The organism is Lysobacter sp. Soil_C_15 (genome assembly GCF_057657315.1).
In genome coordinates this window covers 839,012-854,814 of sequence record NZ_JBDGIR010000002.1, presented here as the reverse complement: position 1 = coordinate 854,814, position 15,803 = coordinate 839,012, and the positions used below count along the sequence as shown (strand labels likewise).

Here is a 15,803-nt window from a genome sequence, read left to right as displayed (position 1 = left end):
CGACGGGAAGCGCTTGCGCGTCCGGGGAGCCTCGTATAGCGGTAGTTGCAGTGCCATCGACATGCTCGGGTTAACGGTTCGGCGACCGGCATGGGGTTGGCCTATGCCGCTTGCGTAAAGCTCGCGTTATCCTGCGTCCTGCGCAGAAGGCGGCGATCCGGTGCAGAGCAGTGACGTACTTCCAGTGGCGATAGGCGGACGCTCGTCTGCGGGCGACGCCCTGGCCTGCGCACTGCAGGAGGCCTTGCCGGCCGGTTCCCAGGTCGTGGTGTGCTGGCGCGATGCGCAGGGGCGGGTGGCCGATTCGGCCACCCCGGCCGCGCCGGCGCCGTTGCGCGCCGACGCCGCCGCCTGGCTGGAACGCGATCCGCCGGCGGTGGGCGCCTCCGGCGACACCCGCCCGGACCGCATCGAGGCCGCCTGGTGGCTGGAGGACGGCAGCCGCGCGGCCCTGGTCGCGGCCCTGCCGCAGTCGATGCCGACGCCGTTGCGCGCGGCCTGGCTGGCGATGGCGCGGCGCATCGTCGCCGCCGACCTGGCCGCGGTGCGCGCGCACGCCCGCGCCGAGGCGCTGGAGAAGTCCGAACGCCTGCAGCAGGCCTTGTACGGCATCGCCGACCTGGCCGGTTCGGGCCTGGAAATGAGCGATCTGCTCAGCCGCATCCACGGCGTGGTCTGCGGCCTGACCTACGCCGAGAATTTCTACATCGTGCTGTACGACGACGTCGCCGACACGATGCGCTTTTTGTACTTCGCCGACCGCGCCGATCCCTTCGTCGCCGATCCCGAACAGGTGATCCGCGCCGCCGACACGCCCAACAGCCTGACCCTGGCGCTGCTGCGCCACGGCGAGGCCTTGCAGGGCAGCTCGACCAGCCTGCGCGAACTGCTGGGAGTGGCGCCGGACGAGGTCCACGGCCCGGACAGCGCCGACTGGCTCGGCGTGCCGATGCGCCGCGGCGAGCGGGTGTGCGGCGCGATCGTGGTGCAGAACTACGATACCCCGGGCAGCTACGGCGAAGAGGACCGCGCTCTGCTGTCGTTCGTCGCCCAGCACATCCTCACCGCGCTCGACCGCGTCCACGCCCGCGAAGAACTCGAGCGCCGGGTCGCCGAGCGCACCTATGCGCTGCAGCTGAGCAACCGCGACCTGCAGGCCGAGATCATCGAGCGCCAGCGCTCCGAGCGCCTGCAGCGCGCGCTGTTCCGGATCGCCGAACTGACCATCACCTCCGACACCCTGAGCCGGTTCTACTCCCAGGTGCACGACGTGGTCAGCGAGCTGCTGTACGCGCGCAATTTCTACATCGCGCTGCTGTCCGACGACGGCGAACGGCTGCAGTTCCCGTATTCGATCGACGAGCGCGACATGATCCGCGAGTCGCGCCGGCTCGCCGACGGCCTGACCGAATACGTGATCCGCCAGGGCCGGCCCTTGCTGGCCGACCGCAACCGCATCGCCGAGCTGCACGCGCGCGGCGAGGTGCGCAGCCACGGCGCCGCCGCGCATTGCTGGCTGGGCGTGCCGCTGTTCCGCGACGAGGCGGTGGTCGGGGTGATCGCGATCCAGAGCTACTCGCGCGCGATCGCCTTCAATGCCCGCGACCAGGAACTGCTGACCTTCGTCGCCCACCACATCAGCATCGGCCTGGCGCGCAAGCAGGCCCAGGACCGGCTGGTCACCGCGCACGGCGAACTCGAGCAGCGGGTGGCCTCGCGCACCCGCGAGCTGGCCCGCACCAACGCCGAACTGGTCGAGCAGATCGGCGAGCGCGTGCGCGCCGAGCAGAAGCTCACCCACCAGGCCCTGCACGACACCCTGACCGGGCTGCCCAATCGCGGCCAGCTGCTGGAACGGCTGGGCCAGGCCATCGCCCATGCGCGCCGCGACCGGCGCGAGTTCGCGGTGCTGTTCCTGGATCTGGACCGGTTCAAGCTGGTCAACGACAGCGTCGGCCATTCGGCCGGCGACGAACTGCTCATCGAGAGCAGCCGCCGGATCGTCGCCGCGGTGCGCGCCGAGGACACGGTGGCGCGGCTGGGCGGCGACGAATTCGCGATCCTGGTCGAGGATCTCGACGGCCAGGGCATGGTCGAGGAGATGGCGCACCGGGTGCTGCGCGCGCTCGGCGAGCCGTGCTGGATCGCCGGGCGCGAGGTGTTCCCTTCGGCCAGCATCGGCATCGCCCTGTGGCATCCGCGCTATCGCGACGGCATCGAACTGCTGCGCGACGCCGACGCCGCCATGTACCGGGCCAAGGGCCTGGGCCGCGGCCGCTGCGCGGTGTTCGACGAGGAGATGCGCGAGCAGGCGATGCGCATCCTCGACCTGGAAGCGGACCTGCGCCGGGCGATCAACGGCGACGCCTTCGTCGCCTACTACCAGCCGATCGTGCGCCTGGAAGACCGCGCCCTGATCGGCCACGAAGCCCTGCTGCGCTGGCGCCACGAGAAGCGCGGCCTGCTGCTGCCGCGCGAGTTCATCGGCGTGGGCGAGGACAGCGGCCTGATCGAAGAGGTCGACTGGATCCTGTACGGGCGCGCGGTGGCCGAACTGGCGCGCGGCGGCGAAGGCTACATCTCGGTCAACGTCTCGCCGCGGCATTTCCGCGCCGGCGACTTCGCCGACCGCCTGCTGCGCCTGCTCGACGACGCCGGCGCCGACCCGCAGCGTCTGCGCATCGAGATCACCGAGGTCGCCCTGCTCGACGACGTGCCGCGCGCGTTGCGGATGCTGCGCACCCTGCGCAATCACGGGGTGCTGGCGCAACTGGACGATTTCGGCACAGGCTTCTCGGCGTTGTCGTACCTGCACCGGTTCCCGATCGAATGCCTGAAGATCGACCAGAGCTTCGTCGCCGGTCTGGTCGGCGAATCGCGGCCGGAGAGCGTGGCGGTGGTGCGCGCGATCCAGGCCCTGGCCGGCACCTTGGGCATCCACACCATCGGCGAGGGCGTGGAGACCGAAGCCCAGCGCGCGGCCTTGCGCGAACTGGGCTGCGTCTACGGCCAGGGCTTCCTGTTCGGCCGTCCGGCCGAGCGGCTGCTGAGCGGCCCGGTCGCCGCGCCGCCGCTGCCGGCGGCCGCCGGCGCGCCGGCTTCGCGCGCCGCCGGCGCCTCGTCCTCGCTCAGCGGCTGACTGCGACCTCGGTCGCCTCGGCGGCTGCGGCGTCGGCTGCGGCGAGTTGGACGCGGGCGCGCTCGACCAGGCCGATGAACTCCGCGCGCAGGCCCCAGCGATCGTCCAGGCGAACGCTGCGCGCGGTCGCGGCGATCCGGTCCCAGTCCCAGCCGTCGATCTGCTTGCCGCCGCGCAGCGCGTCGGCGAAAGCGGCGACCGCGGCGGCGAAGCGCATCGAGTCGCTGGCGACGGCGCGCAGGCCATCCTTGCGCACCGGGGCCTCGATCAGCTGGCTGCGTTCTTCGCCGGGGCGCTTGTAGCGCAGCTTGAGCAGGGCGAGCTCGTCCTGGCCGCCGGCCGCGGCCGGCGCGGAGGCGGCGTAGCGCAACGCCGGCAGGCGCGCGGCCTTGGATCCGACCGGGGTGATCTCGTACAGCGCGGTGACCTGGTGGCCGGCGCCGATGTCGCCGGCGTCGACCTTGTCGTTGGCGAAGTCCTCGCGCTTGAGCAGGCGGTTTTCGTAGCCGATCAGGCGGTACTCGGCGACCTGGGCCGGGTTGAACTCGATCTGGATCTTGACGTCGCGGGCGATGGTCAACAGGGTCGAGCCCATCTGCTCGACCAACACCTTGCGCGCTTCCTGCGCGGTGTCGATGTAGGCGTGGTTGCCGTCGCCGACGTCGGCCAGCTTCTCGGCCAGCGCATCGTTGTAGTTGCCCTGGCCGAAGCCGAGCGTGGTCAGGGCGATGCCGCTCTTGCGCTGATCGGCGACCAGGGTTTCCAGGGCGTTGTTGTCGACCGTGCCGACGTTGAAATCGCCGTCGGTGGCCAGGATCACCCGATTGACGCCGTTCTCGACGTAGGCCTGCTTGGCCATGGCGTAGGCCAGGCGGATGCCGTCGCCGCCGTTGGTGCTGCCGCCGGCCTGCAGCCGGTCCAGCGCGGCCAGGATCTCGTCCTGGCGGTCGCCCGGGGTCGGCGCCAGGACCAGGCCGGCGGAACCGGCATAGACCACGATCGAGACCCGGTCCTGCGGGCGCAACTGGCGGGTCAGCATCGAGAACGCGTTCTTCAGCAGCGGCAGCTTGTCCGGCGATTCCATCGAGCCGGAGGTGTCGATCAGGAACACCAGATTGGCCGGCGGCAGGTCGCGCTTGGGCATCTCGTAGCCCTTGATGCCGATCATCAGCAGCTGGCGCTGGGCGTTCCACGGCGCCGGCGCCAGTTCGGTGCTGACCTTGAAAGGCGTCGCCAGCGAAGCGGGCGCCGGGTGCCGGTAGTCGAAGTAGTTGATGAACTCCTCCGCGCGCACCGCATCGGACGGCGGACGCACGCCGTCGTTGATCATGCGCCGCACGTTGGCGTAGCTGCCGGTGTCGACGTCGATGGAGAAGGTCGACAGCGGCTGTTCGCTGGCGCGCTGCACCGGGTTGTCTTCGCGCGCGGCGTACTTCTCGGTGTTGGCCGCTTGGGCGTACGCGGGCGGCGGCGGAGGCGCGGGCGGGGCGGTGTAGCCGAGCGCGGTCGGCGCGGCCTTCAGGGCCTGGGACGGCGCGCGCCGCAGGCGTGGGTCGGCGACGCGCGAGCCGGTGACTTGGATCCGCTCCAGCGCGGTGCCGGCCTTGGCTTCGGCGCGCGCCGGTGCGGGCGGTGCGGCGGGGGCGGGCGGGGCGATGGAGGCGGCCGGCATGGCGGCCGCCGCGTCGGCGGCGACCGAGCCGGCCTCGGCCATGGCATCGGCCGGAGCGGCCGCTTCGGCCTCGGCCGGCGGCGTTTCCGGCGCCTGCTTGGCCAGATCGCCGGGCGCCTGGCAGGCGCCGAGCGAGACGGCCAGGGCGGCGAGCAGGGCGACGCGCAGTGCGCGCGGATGGGACGGGATCGAGACGGACGCGTAACGGGCGGATGTGGCGCGAGCGGACATGGCGGCTTCCCTGGTGTGTGGACCTGGGAAGATCAACGCGCCGTCGCGACGGACGGGGTTGCGGGCGATGGAAATAATTTTAGGTCGCCGCGCAGACCCCGCCGCGGCGCCGATTCGAGGCGCCGATTCACCATGGCGGTTCGGCGCGCCGATTCAGCGTGCCGATCAACCCGCCGGTTCAGTCGGCCGGATCGCGGATCACCAGCAGCCGCTGTTCGCTCATGTCATCGATCGCGTAGCGCACGCCCTCGCGGCCCTGGCCGGAATCCTTGACCCCGCCGTAGGGCATGTTGTCGACCCGGAAGCTGGGCACGTCGCCGACGATCACCCCGCCGACGTCGAGCCGGTCCCAGGCGCGCATGGCCCGATCCAGACGGCCGGTGAACACCCCGGCCTGCAGGCCGAAGTCGCTGTCGTTGACCCGATCCAGCGCGCGCTCGAAATCGTCGAAGGGCTCGATCAGCGCGACCGGGCCGAACGCCTCCTTGCGGTACAGCTCGGCGTCGCGCGGCACCTTTTCCAGCAGCGTGGCCGGGATCATCGTGCCCTGGCGCGGGCCGCCGGCTATGCGCCTGGCGCCGCCCCTGAGCGCGGCGTCGATCCAGCCCTGGATGCGCTGCGCGGCTTGCTCGTCGACCACCGGTCCGATGAAGGTGCTCTCGTTGCGCGGATCGCCCATGCGCAGCGCGCCGACCGCGGCCTTGAGCTTCTTGCGCAGCTTGTCGTAGATATCGGCGTGGGCGTAGATGCGCTGCACGCTGATGCAGCTCTGGCCGCTCTGGTAATAGGCGCCGAACACCAGCCGCTGGACCACGTGGTCCAAGCTCGCGCCCGGGTCGGCGTCGACGATGCAGGCCGCATTGCCGCCCAGTTCCAGGGTGACCTTCTTCTTGCCGGCGCGGGCCTTGAGGTCCCAGCCGATCAGGCCGCCGGTGAAGCTCAGCAGCTTGATCCGTTCGTCCTCGACCAGCAGCGAGGCGTCCTCGTTGGAGCAGCACAGGGCCGAGAACGCGCCTTCCGGCAGGTCGGTCTCGGCCAGCACCTCGGCGATGATCAGCGCCCCGACCGGGGTCTTGATCGCCGGCTTGAGCACGAACGGGCAGCCGGCGGCGATCGCCGGCGCGACCTTGTGCGCGACCAGGTTGAGCGGGAAATTGAACGGAGTGATGAAGCTGCATGGGCCGATCGGCACGCGCTTGACCATGCCGCGGTAGCCGCGGGTGCGCGGCGAGATCTGCAGCTCGAGCAGTTCGCCGGGGCTGCGGGTGGCCTCGTTGGCGGCGATGCGGAAGGTGTCGATCAGCCGGGTGACCTCGCCGCGCGCGTCCTTGATCGGCTTGCCGGCCTCGATGCACAGCGCCAGCGCCAGTTCCTCGAAGCGCTCGCCGAAGCGGCGCACGCAGTGTTCGAGCACGTCGCGGCGGCGGTCGGGAGCGAACCGCGCCATCGCCTCGCGCGCCTTGTGCGCGGCGACGATCGCCTTGCGCACCGCGGCCGCGTCGGCCATCGCCACGCGGGTGGCGCGCTTGCCGCTGTACTTGTCCAGCACGTCCAGGTCGGTGTTGGCGGCGACCGCGCGGTTGGCGAGGTAGTAGGGGTAACTGGGCTTCAGGCCCTGGCCGGCGCGGGCGGTGGTGGCGGTCTTGGACTTGGCCATGGAATGCTCCGGAGAAGTGGAAAGCGCGGCGCGCTCAGCGCAGCGCGGCGGCCAGGCGCGGAATGTCCTGGTTGAGGATACGGTCGTCGTCGGCGTAGTCGATCGGCACTTCGATCAGGTCCACCCCGGGCGTGTCCAGCGCTCGCCGCAGCAGCGGCAGGAAAGCGTCGCTGGACTCGGGGCGGTGGCCGCGCGCGCCGTAGCTGCGCGCGTAGGCGACGAAATCGGGATTGCCCAGGTCCATGCCGAAGCTGGGATAGCGCTCGTGGGCCTGCTTCCATTTGATCATGCCGTAGGCGTCGTCGCGCAGCACCAGCACGGTCAGGTCCAGGCCCAGCCGCACCGCGGTCTCCAGTTCCTGCGAGTTCATCATGAAGCCGCCGTCGCCGCACACCGCCAGCACCCGGCGGTCGGGGCAGACGATGCGTGCGGCGAGCGCCGAGGGCAGACCGGCGCCCATCGTCGCCAGAGCGTTGTCCAGCAGCAGGGTGTTCGGCTCGCGGCAGCGGTAGCTGCGCGCGAACCACAGCTTGTACAGGCCGTTGTCCAGGCAAACCACGTCGCGCGGCGCCATCGCCGCGCGCACGTCGGCGACCAGACGCTGCGGCGCCAGCGGGAAGCGGTCGTCCTCGCAGCGCTCGCGCAACTGCGCCAGCAGCGCGTCGCGGACCCGGCCGAAGAAGGCGAAGTCCCAGTGCGGCTGCGGCTGCAGGGCCTCGCCCAGGCGCCATACCGAATGGGCGATGTCGCCGACCACTTCGATCTGCGGGAAATACACCGGGTCGACTTCGGCCGCGTCGTAATTGACGTGGATGACTGCGCGCCGGCCCTCGCGCATGAAGAAAGGCGGTTTCTCGATCACGTCGTGGCCGATGTTGACGATGCAGTCGGCGGCGTCGATCGCGCGGTGGACGAAGTCGTGGTCGGACAGGGCGGCGTTGCCCAGCCACAACGGACCTTCCTCGTCGAGCACGCCCTTGCCCATCTGGGTGCTGAAGTAAGGGATGCCGAGCTTGGCGACGAAGGCGTGCAGGGTCTTGGCGGTGGTCTTGCGGTTGGCGCCGGCGCCGATCATCAGCAGCGGGTGGCGCGCCTGCGCGATCGCCTGCGCGGCGCGTTCGATCGCCTTGTCCTCGGCCACCGGCCGGCGCGAGAACGCGGCCGGGATCGGCCGCGCCTCGGTGGGCTCGCCGGCGACGTCCTGCGGCAGCTCCAGATGGACCGCGCCAGGGCGCTCCTCCTCGGCGCGGCGGAAGGCCTCGCGCACCCGCGCCGGAATGCTGTCGGCGGAGACGATCTGGCGGGTGTACTTGGTCAGCGGGCGCATGGTGTCGACCACGTCGACGATCTGGAAGCTGGCCTGCTTGCTGATCTTGATCGGCTTTTGCCCGGTGATCATCAGCATCGGCATGGCGCCGAGCTGGGCATAGGCCGCGGCGGTGACCAGGTTGGTCGCGCCAGGGCCGAGGGTGCTCAGGCAGACCCCGGCCTTGCCGGTCAGCCGGCCGTAGGTCGCGGCCATGAAGCCGGCGGCCTGTTCGTGCCGGGTCAGCACCAGCTCGATCGAGGAGGTGCGCAGCGATTCGAGCAGGTCGAGGTTTTCCTCGCCGGGAATGCCGAATACGTACTCGACGCCCTCGGCCTCGAGCGCGGCGACGAACAGATCGGACGCCTTGGTCATGCCGGACTCCATCGCGGGCAAGGCCCGAAGCCGGGCATGGTCGCCCAGGCCGCGTTAGCGGCGGGCGATGACCGGCGCCGCGGCGCGGTCGCCGGCTCAGAGCGGCAGCGTGGCCTGGCTGGGCGCGGCTTCGTCGCCGCCGTCGGCCTCGACCCGCAGTTGCAGCTCGCCGTCGCCGACGCGCGCGCTCAGGCGCTCGCCCGCGGCGGCGTCGCCGACCCGGCGCACCACCCGGCCGTCGCGGTGTTGCAGGATGGCGTAGCCGCGCGCCACGGTCGCCAGCGGGCTGCAAGCCTCCAGCGAGCGCGCCAGGCCGCGCAGGCGCAACTGCTCGGCGCTCAGGCGCCGCACGATCGCATGGCGCGGACGCGGCGCCAGCGCGGCCAGGCGCTCGCGCAGGGCGGCGATGCGGCGTTGCGGCTGGTGCGCGCGCAGCACCGCATCGGCGTGGCGCAGACGCGCGCGTTCGCGCTCCAGGCGCAGGCTCCAGGCCTGCTCCAGCCGGCGCCAGGTCTCCTGCTGGCGGCCGCGCAGCGCGGCCAGCCGCGCCTGCGGGCGCAGCGCATTGAGGCGCAGGCCGGCGCGGTCGGCGCGCTGCATGGCCTGGCGCAGGCGCTGCGCCTGCAGGTTGCACAGGCGCGCATCGAGGTTGCGCAGGCGGTGCAGCAGGTCGTCGCGTTGCGGCACCAGCAGTTCGGCCGCCACCGACGGGGTCGGCGCGCGCAGGTCGGCGGCGAAGTCGGACAGGCTGAAGTCGGTTTCGTGGCCGATCGCCGAGACCACCGGCACGCCGGCGGCGGCGATGGTCCGCGCCAGGCGCTCGTCGTTGAACGCCCACAGGTCTTCCAGCGAGCCGCCGCCGCGCGCCAGCACGATCACGTCGTAGCGTTGCGAGGCGTCGGCGCGCTGCAGCATGGCGACGATCTGCGCCGCGGCGCCTTCGCCCTGCACCGGCACCGGCAGCACCTCGGCTTCGACCAAAGGGAAGCGCCGCGCCAGCACGCTGAGCACGTCGCGCACCGCCGCGCCGCTGGGCGAGGTGATCACGGCGATGCGGCGGGCGAAACGCGGCAGCTCGCGCTTGCGTTCGCGGTCGAACAGGCCTTCGCCGGCCAGGCGCGCCTTGAGCTCCTCGAACGCGCGCCGCAGCGCGCCTTCGCCGGCCTCTTCCATGTGGTCGAGCACCAGCTGGTAGTCGCCGCGCGCCTCGTACAGGGTCAGCCGGCCGCGCGCGAGCACGCGCAGCCCCTCGCGCGGGACGAACTTGAGCCAACTGCTCTTGGGCTTGAACATCGCGCAGCGGACCTGGGCGCGCGCGTCCTTGAGGGTCAGGTACAGATGCCCGGAGGACGGCCGCGACAGATTGCCCAGTTCGCCCTCGACCCAGATCAGCGGAAAGGTGTCTTCCAGCACGTTGCGCGCGAGCGCGTTGAGCTGGCTGGGGGTGAGGACGTCGTCGGGAGAACTGGGGGGCATGACGAAGCAGGAGCGAGGCGAGCCGCTCGAAGCGAAACAGGTGCGGCGATGGTAACCCGTCCGGCGGGGGCTTTCGGGGGAGGGGGCGGGTCGCAAGGAACCGGGCCGGGAGATCTTCCCGGATGAGAAGGCTGGAGCGCCCGCAGCCTCATCCCGGAGGCGGGATGACCGCCTGTAGGCGACGCGGACTTTCTTGGAAGGCCTTCAACTCCGCGCTCTCGGCCCGGCCGCGCCGAAATCCAGGCGTAGCCGGGCCAAGCGCGGTTGGTCGCGTCAGCCGCGCTTCACCCCCGCCGCACCTGCGCCCGCCGCGGCGGCGTTACAATGCGGCCCATGAATTCCGATGCCGTCCTGCCCTGCGCCCACCCCGATTTCGGCCCGATGCCGCGTCGCCTGACCCGTTCCGTGCAGATCGGCGGGGTCCAGGTCGGCGGTGGCGCGCCGGTGGTGGTGCAGTCGATGACCAACACCGACACCGCCGACGTCGCCTCCACCGCCAAGCAGGTCGCCGAACTGTGGCGCGCCGGCTCGGAGATGGTGCGCATCACCGTCAACACCCAGGAAGCCGCCGCCGCGGTGCCGCGCATCGTCGACAAGCTGGCGATGATGGGCATCGAAGTGCCGATCATCGGCGACTTCCACTACAACGGCCATCAGCTGCTGACCGCAGAGCCGGCCTGCGCCGAAGCCCTGGCCAAGTACCGCATCAATCCCGGCAATGTCGGCTTCGGCAAGAAGAAGGACAGCCAGTTCGCGACCCTGATCGAGCTGGCGATCAAGTACGCCAAGCCGGTGCGCATCGGCGCCAACTGGGGCTCGCTGGACCAGGCCCTGGCCGCGCAGCTGATGGACGAGAACCACACCCGCGCCGAGCCCTGGGACGCAGGCCGCGTCTTGCGCGAGGCGCTGATCCGATCGGCGCTGGACTCGGCCGCGCGCGCGGTCGAGCTGGGCCTGGCCGCCGACCGGATCGTGCTCAGCGCCAAGGTCAGCGGCGTGCAGGAACTGATCGCGGTGTATCGCGAACTGGCCACCCGCGGCGACTACGCCCTGCACCTGGGCCTGACCGAAGCCGGCATCGGCAGCAAGGGCATCGTCGCCTCCAGCGCCGCGCTCGGCGTGCTGTTGCAGGAAGGCATCGGCGACACCATCCGCATCTCGCTGACTCCCGAGCCGGGCCAGGCGCGCAGCAACGAGGTCATCGTCGCCCAGGAACTGCTGCAGACCATGGGCTTGCGCGCGTTCACGCCGATGGTCACCGCCTGCCCGGGCTGCGGCCGCACCACCAGCACCTTCTTCCAGGAGCTGGCGCAGACCGTGCAGGAGCACGTGCGGGCGAAGATGCCGGAGTGGAAGATCACCCATCCGGGCGCGGAAAACCTGACCCTGGCGGTGATGGGCTGCGTGGTCAACGGCCCGGGCGAATCGCGCCACGCCAACATCGGCATTTCCCTGCCGGGCACCGGCGAGGCGCCGTCGGCGCCGGTGTTCGAGGACGGCGAGAAGACCGTCACCCTGCGCGGCGAGAACATCGCCCGCGAGTTCGTCGATCTGATCGACCGCTACGTCGACCGCAACTACGCCGCCCGTGTCGCAGGTGCCTGAGGCCGAGATCCGGCGCACGGACGACGCCGCAACCCGCGAAGACGCCGCCGCGCTCCGGCGCGGGCCGGGCGACAGCGCGCTGGAACAGGAGGCGCGCTTCGGCGTCGCCTTGCTGCGCCGCCACGGCTGGGCCCTGGTCCTGGTCTTCCTCGGCCTGCTGCTGCCGCTGTGGGCCTTCGCCGAACTGGCCGACGAGATCCACGAACGCGAAGCGATCGTGTTCGACCTGCCGGTGCTGCAGTACGCGCACGGCCTGGCCCGCGAAGGCTTCGACACCGCCTTCGTGCTGCTGTCGCAACTGGGCTATCTGTGGGGCGTGGTGCCGTTCGACATCGGCCTGGTGCTGATCCTGACCCTGCGCCGGCGCTTCCGCGAAGCCAGCTTCGCCGCGCTCGCGCTGGGCGGCTCGGGCCTGCTCAACATCGCCGCCAAGCAGTTCTTCGCCCGCGAGCGGCCGTCGCTGTGGGAATCGATCGCGCCCGAGCACAACTACAGTTTCCCCAGCGGCCATGCGATGGGTTCGATGACCCTGCTGGTCACCCTGCTGCTGCTGAGCTGGCCGACGCGCTGGCGCTGGCCGGTGCTGGCGATCATGCTGCCGTTCGTGCCTGCGGTCGGCTTCTCGCGCCTGTACCTGGGCGTGCATTACCCCTCCGACATCCTCGCCGGCTGGGCGGTGGCCACCGCCTGGGTAGTGGCGGTCTACCTGGTCGTGTACCGCGGCGGCCTGCGGCGTCCCTGGCATCGCCCTAGCTGATCAGGAGTCCGCCGGCAAGGGCCGGCGCGGCCATCGTTCCCGCGTTTCCGCCAAAACAAGCAAAGTTATTCCGCAGATACTGCCTTGGCCGGGTAGGGGGAACCCTGTCCGCCTGCGTTGTCATCTCAGGGGGAAGTGAGCGACGCAGCTATGCGCCCGTGTTCAGTCCGGGCCGCTATGGATCCACCTCTCCCTACACGGGTGCGCAACGCCGGTCGCGTTGGCCGCGTTGCGCTTAGCGCAAGCGTCAGCAATGAGGGGCTAGGGGAATGCGGAAAGTGATGAAGAGGACGTCCATCGCGACGGCCATCGCTGCGGTCGCGGCCATCGCCGGAGCGACGGCGATGATGTCGGGCCGCGAGTCGGGACAGAGCGGGCCGATCGGCGGCGCGCCGTCGCCGTCGTTGGCGAGCGAAGCCGCCCTCGACGGCTACAAGCGCTACATCGTGGTCTATCGCGAAGCGCCGCTGAGCGCCTACAAGGGCGAACTGCGCGGCATGCCGGCGCCCAAGCGCCTGCCCAGCGTCAGCGGCGGCAACGGCCGCATCGATGTGCAAAGCGCGTCGGCGCGCAGCTACGTGCAACACCTCGGCGACGTCCAGTCCGCGCACGAGCGCCGCATCAGCGGCTTGCTCGGCCGTAGCCCGCGGGTGGATTTCCGCATGCGCCACGCCCTCAACGGCATGGTCGCCGAGCTGACCTCGGCCGAAGCCGACCGCATCGCCCAACTCGACGAAGTGCGTTTCGTCGAGCCTTATCAGGAATACGAGCAGGCCACCGACGTCGGTCCGGCCCTGATCGGCGCGCCGGCGTTGTGGAACGCCGCGCCGAGCGGGTTCCGCGGCGAAGGCATGGTGGTCGGCATCATCGACTCCGGCATCAACTTCGGCAGTCCGGCCTTCGCCGCCGTCGACGACAGCGGCTACCAGCACGTCAACCCGCTCGGCGCCGGCACCTACCTGGGCTCCTGCGCGCCCGGCGGCGTCGACGAGGGCCGTTGCAACGACAAGCTGATCGGCGGCTACGACTTCGTCTGCCAGGCGCCCGGCAACCAGTGCGGCGTCGCCGACGTGCGCGAAGAGCCCGGTTTCGGCGACACCAACAGCCACGGCAGCCACGTCGCCTCGACCGCGGCCGGCAACGCCTGGACCGCGACCTATCGCGGCCACAACATCCGCATCTCCGGCGTCGCCCCGCGCGCCAACATCATCGCCTACGACGCCTGCTACACCCAGATCTCCACCGGCCGCGGCCTGTGCCCGAACACCGCGACGGTGCGCTCGATCGACCAGGCCATCGCCGACGGCGTGGTCGACGTGATCAATTACTCGATCGGCGGCGGTTCCAACCCGTGGAGCGAGGCGACCTCGCTGTCGTTCCTCAACGCCACCGACGCCGGCATCTACGTCGCCGCCGCCGCCGGCAACGACGGCCCGGCCTCGTACACCGCCAGCCATCTGGAACCATGGGTCGCCACCACCGCCGCCTCGCAGCACGGCCGCGGCACCTTCGCGTGGGTGCTGTCGGTGTCCGGCCCGGGCAGCGTGCCGGGCGACCTGCAGGCGATCGAACTGACCGAGGGCAGCGGCGGCACGCCGTTCGCCGTCGCCATCCCGAGCAACACCCCGGTGCGGGTCAGCGCCGGCATCGACACCGCCAACGACGGTTGCGCCGCGTTCCCGGCCAACAGTTTCCAGGGCGCGGTCGCGGTCGTCCGCCGCGGCACCTGCAACTTCACCGACAAGGTCGCCAACGCCGCGGCCGCCGGTGCGGTGGCGGTGGTGATCGCCAACAACCAGCCCACCGGCCTGACCCCGACCGTGACCGGCGCGACCGTGCCGGCCTTCGTCGCCAGCCAGGCCGACAGCAACCTGCTGCGCGACTTCGCCGCCGCCAACGCCAACACCAGCACCGGCGGCATTCCGTATCCGTCGGTGATCGTCAACAACACCCCCGACCAGCTCGCCGATTTCAGCTCGCGCGGCCCGGCCGGCACGCTCGACGTGATCAAGCCGGAAATCACCGCCCCGGGCGTGGACATCCTGGCGGTCACCGCCGGCACCTCGATCAGCGGCAGCGAGAACTCGGTCGGCCTGATCAGCGGCACCTCGATGGCCTCGCCGCACCATGCCGGCGCCGCCGCGCTGGTGCGTCAGGCGCGTCCGAACTGGACCGTGGCCGAGGTCAAGTCGGCGCTGATGATGACCGCCAAGCAGGAAGTGCTGAAGGAAGACGGCGTCACCCAGGCCGACGCGCACGCGATGGGTTCCGGCCGCCTGCAGCTCGAGCAGGCGATCCGCGCCGGTCTGGTGCTCAACGAGACCACGGCCAACTTCCGCGCGGCCAACCCGGCCGGGGGCGGCGACGTCTCGACCCTGAACCTGGCCAGCATGGCCAAGTACAGCTGCGCCAACTCGTGCTCGTTCACCCGCACCTTCCGCAACGTGCTGCCGACCCGGCAGACCTGGACCGGCAAGGTGCAGGGGCTGAGCGCGCTGGTCTCGCCGTCGCTGTTCACGCTCAACCCGGGCGAGACCAAGACGGTCAAGATCACCGTCAGCACCAGTTCGCTGGCGCCCAACGGCAACTTCAACTTCGGCAAGCTGGTGCTGACGCCGTCCGGCGGCGATACCAGCCAGCCGCTGTTGCGCCTGCCGATCGCGGTCGCAGTGCAGCCGCCGCGCCTGGACGCCACGCCGTCGACTTCGCTGACCCTGACCCAGGGCAACAGCGGCAACGTGACCTTCCGCCTGGCCAACATCGGCGGCTCCAACCTGGATTGGCAGATCGACAACACCGGCAGCGGCGGACGCACGCTGGTGGCGCAGTTGCCGAACAACGCCAACGGCCGCCGCTCGACCCGGTTCACCGACGCGGCCACGGTAGGCGCGCGCGCGCAGCTGTCGGCGGACGACTTCACCCTCAGCGACGCGACCGGGATCACCCGCATCGTCGCCGACGGTTTCGTCAACGGCGGCACCCTGGCGACGTCGACCAACATCAACTGGTCGATCTTCCGCGACGTCGGCGGCAACCCCGAAGGCAATCCGGAGTCGACGCCGCAGCTGGCGGTGTGGAGCCACACCTCCACGGTGAACGGCGCCGGCGTGTCGACCTCGGGCTTCGCCAGCATCAGCCTCAATCTCGCCACCGCCGGCCAGAACCTCAACCTGCCGGCCGGCCGTTACTGGCTGGTGGTGTCGGTGCGCGCGCCGTTGGCGACCAGTTGGTTCTGGTTCAACGCCACCAGCGGCGACAGCATCTATCGCGGCGCGATCATCAACCCCGATGGCAGCGGCGCCTGGTCGGCGATCGCCGGCGCGCCCGGCCTGGCCTACCAGCTGCAGGGCGCCAACGCCTGCGGCGCCACCTGGATCGGCGCGCCGTCGCGCGCGTTCGGCCGCCTCGCGGTCGGCGCCAACGTCGACACCCTGGTGCAGATCAGCGCCGCCGGCCTCACACCGGGCAGCTACTCCGGCTATGTCTGCGTGGCCAGCAACGATCCGCTGCGTCCCAAGGCGGCGCTGCGGGTCGCGCTGACCGTTACGCCTTCGCCCTGACCGCGCTGCGCGCCGGGTCCGTCCG

8 protein-coding genes are annotated in these 15,803 nt (G+C 71.1%); 4 read left to right on the top strand and 4 right to left on the bottom strand.

Features of this window, described 5'->3' with window-relative positions; translation table 11 throughout:
* Window positions 1-244: 244 nt before the first annotated feature.
* Window positions 245-3,139, top strand: a complete 2,895-nt coding sequence (locus AC3A57_RS07810) for a putative bifunctional diguanylate cyclase/phosphodiesterase (RefSeq protein ID WP_487578370.1) — start codon at window positions 245-247, stop codon at window positions 3,137-3,139.
* On the opposite strand, the gene AC3A57_RS07805 is transcribed toward AC3A57_RS07810, so the two are convergent.
* From AC3A57_RS07805 to xseA, 4 genes are all read right to left on the bottom strand, one after another.
* Window positions 3,129-4,853 (bottom strand): vWA domain-containing protein, encoded by a 1,725-nt coding sequence (locus AC3A57_RS07805; protein ID WP_487578415.1) that lies wholly within the window; start codon window positions 4,851-4,853, stop codon window positions 3,129-3,131. The genes AC3A57_RS07810 and AC3A57_RS07805 overlap by 11 nt on opposite strands.
* A gap of 367 nt (window positions 4,854-5,220) precedes the next feature.
* The gene (locus AC3A57_RS07800) at window positions 5,221-6,699 is read right to left on the bottom strand and encodes an aldehyde dehydrogenase family protein (protein WP_487578369.1); all 1,479 of its coding nucleotides are present in this window, start codon (window positions 6,697-6,699) and stop codon (window positions 5,221-5,223) included.
* Window positions 6,700-6,733: 34 nt separating this feature from the next.
* On the bottom strand, window positions 6,734-8,380 hold the full coding sequence (locus tag AC3A57_RS07795) for an acetolactate synthase large subunit (RefSeq protein ID WP_487578368.1): 1,647 nt from the start codon (window positions 8,378-8,380) through the stop codon (window positions 6,734-6,736).
* Window positions 8,381-8,476: 96 nt separating this feature from the next.
* Window positions 8,477-9,856 (bottom strand): exodeoxyribonuclease VII large subunit, encoded by a 1,380-nt coding sequence (gene xseA / locus AC3A57_RS07790; RefSeq protein ID WP_487578367.1) that lies wholly within the window; start codon window positions 9,854-9,856, stop codon window positions 8,477-8,479.
* Window positions 9,857-10,189: 333 nt separating this feature from the next.
* Between xseA and ispG the strand changes: the two genes are divergently transcribed.
* The 3 genes from ispG to AC3A57_RS07775 all read left to right on the top strand — a co-directional run bounded on the left by ispG (window position 10,190) and on the right by AC3A57_RS07775 (window position 15,778).
* A complete protein-coding gene (ispG, locus tag AC3A57_RS07785) occupies window positions 10,190-11,461 on the top strand; it encodes a flavodoxin-dependent (E)-4-hydroxy-3-methylbut-2-enyl-diphosphate synthase (protein ID WP_221672031.1) in 1,272 nt (423 codons plus the stop codon).
* 79 nt (window positions 11,462-11,540) lie between these two features.
* Window positions 11,541-12,218, top strand: coding sequence for a phosphatase PAP2 family protein (locus AC3A57_RS07780; RefSeq protein WP_487578414.1), 678 nt, complete (start codon window positions 11,541-11,543; stop codon window positions 12,216-12,218).
* A gap of 269 nt (window positions 12,219-12,487) precedes the next feature.
* Window positions 12,488-15,778, top strand: a complete 3,291-nt coding sequence (locus tag AC3A57_RS07775; protein ID WP_487578366.1) for a S8 family serine peptidase — start codon at window positions 12,488-12,490, stop codon at window positions 15,776-15,778.
* Window positions 15,779-15,803 lie beyond the last annotated feature (25 nt).

Excerpts from the sequence above, each read along its gene's own strand:
- AC3A57_RS07805 (WP_487578415.1), bottom strand. The coding sequence starts at position 4,853 with ATGGCCGAGGCCGGCTCGGTCGCCGCCGACGCGGCGGCCGCCATGCCG.
- AC3A57_RS07800 (WP_487578369.1), bottom strand. The coding sequence starts at position 6,699 with ATGGCCAAGTCCAAGACCGCCACCACCGCCCGCGCCGGCCAGGGCCTG.
- AC3A57_RS07795 (WP_487578368.1), bottom strand. The coding sequence starts at position 8,380 with ATGACCAAGGCGTCCGATCTGTTCGTCGCCGCGCTCGAGGCCGAGGGC.
- xseA (WP_487578367.1), bottom strand. The coding sequence starts at position 9,856 with ATGCCCCCCAGTTCTCCCGACGACGTCCTCACCCCCAGCCAGCTCAAC.
- ispG (WP_221672031.1), top strand. The coding sequence starts at position 10,190 with ATGAATTCCGATGCCGTCCTGCCCTGCGCCCACCCCGATTTCGGCCCG.
- AC3A57_RS07775 (WP_487578366.1), top strand. The coding sequence starts at position 12,488 with ATGCGGAAAGTGATGAAGAGGACGTCCATCGCGACGGCCATCGCTGCG.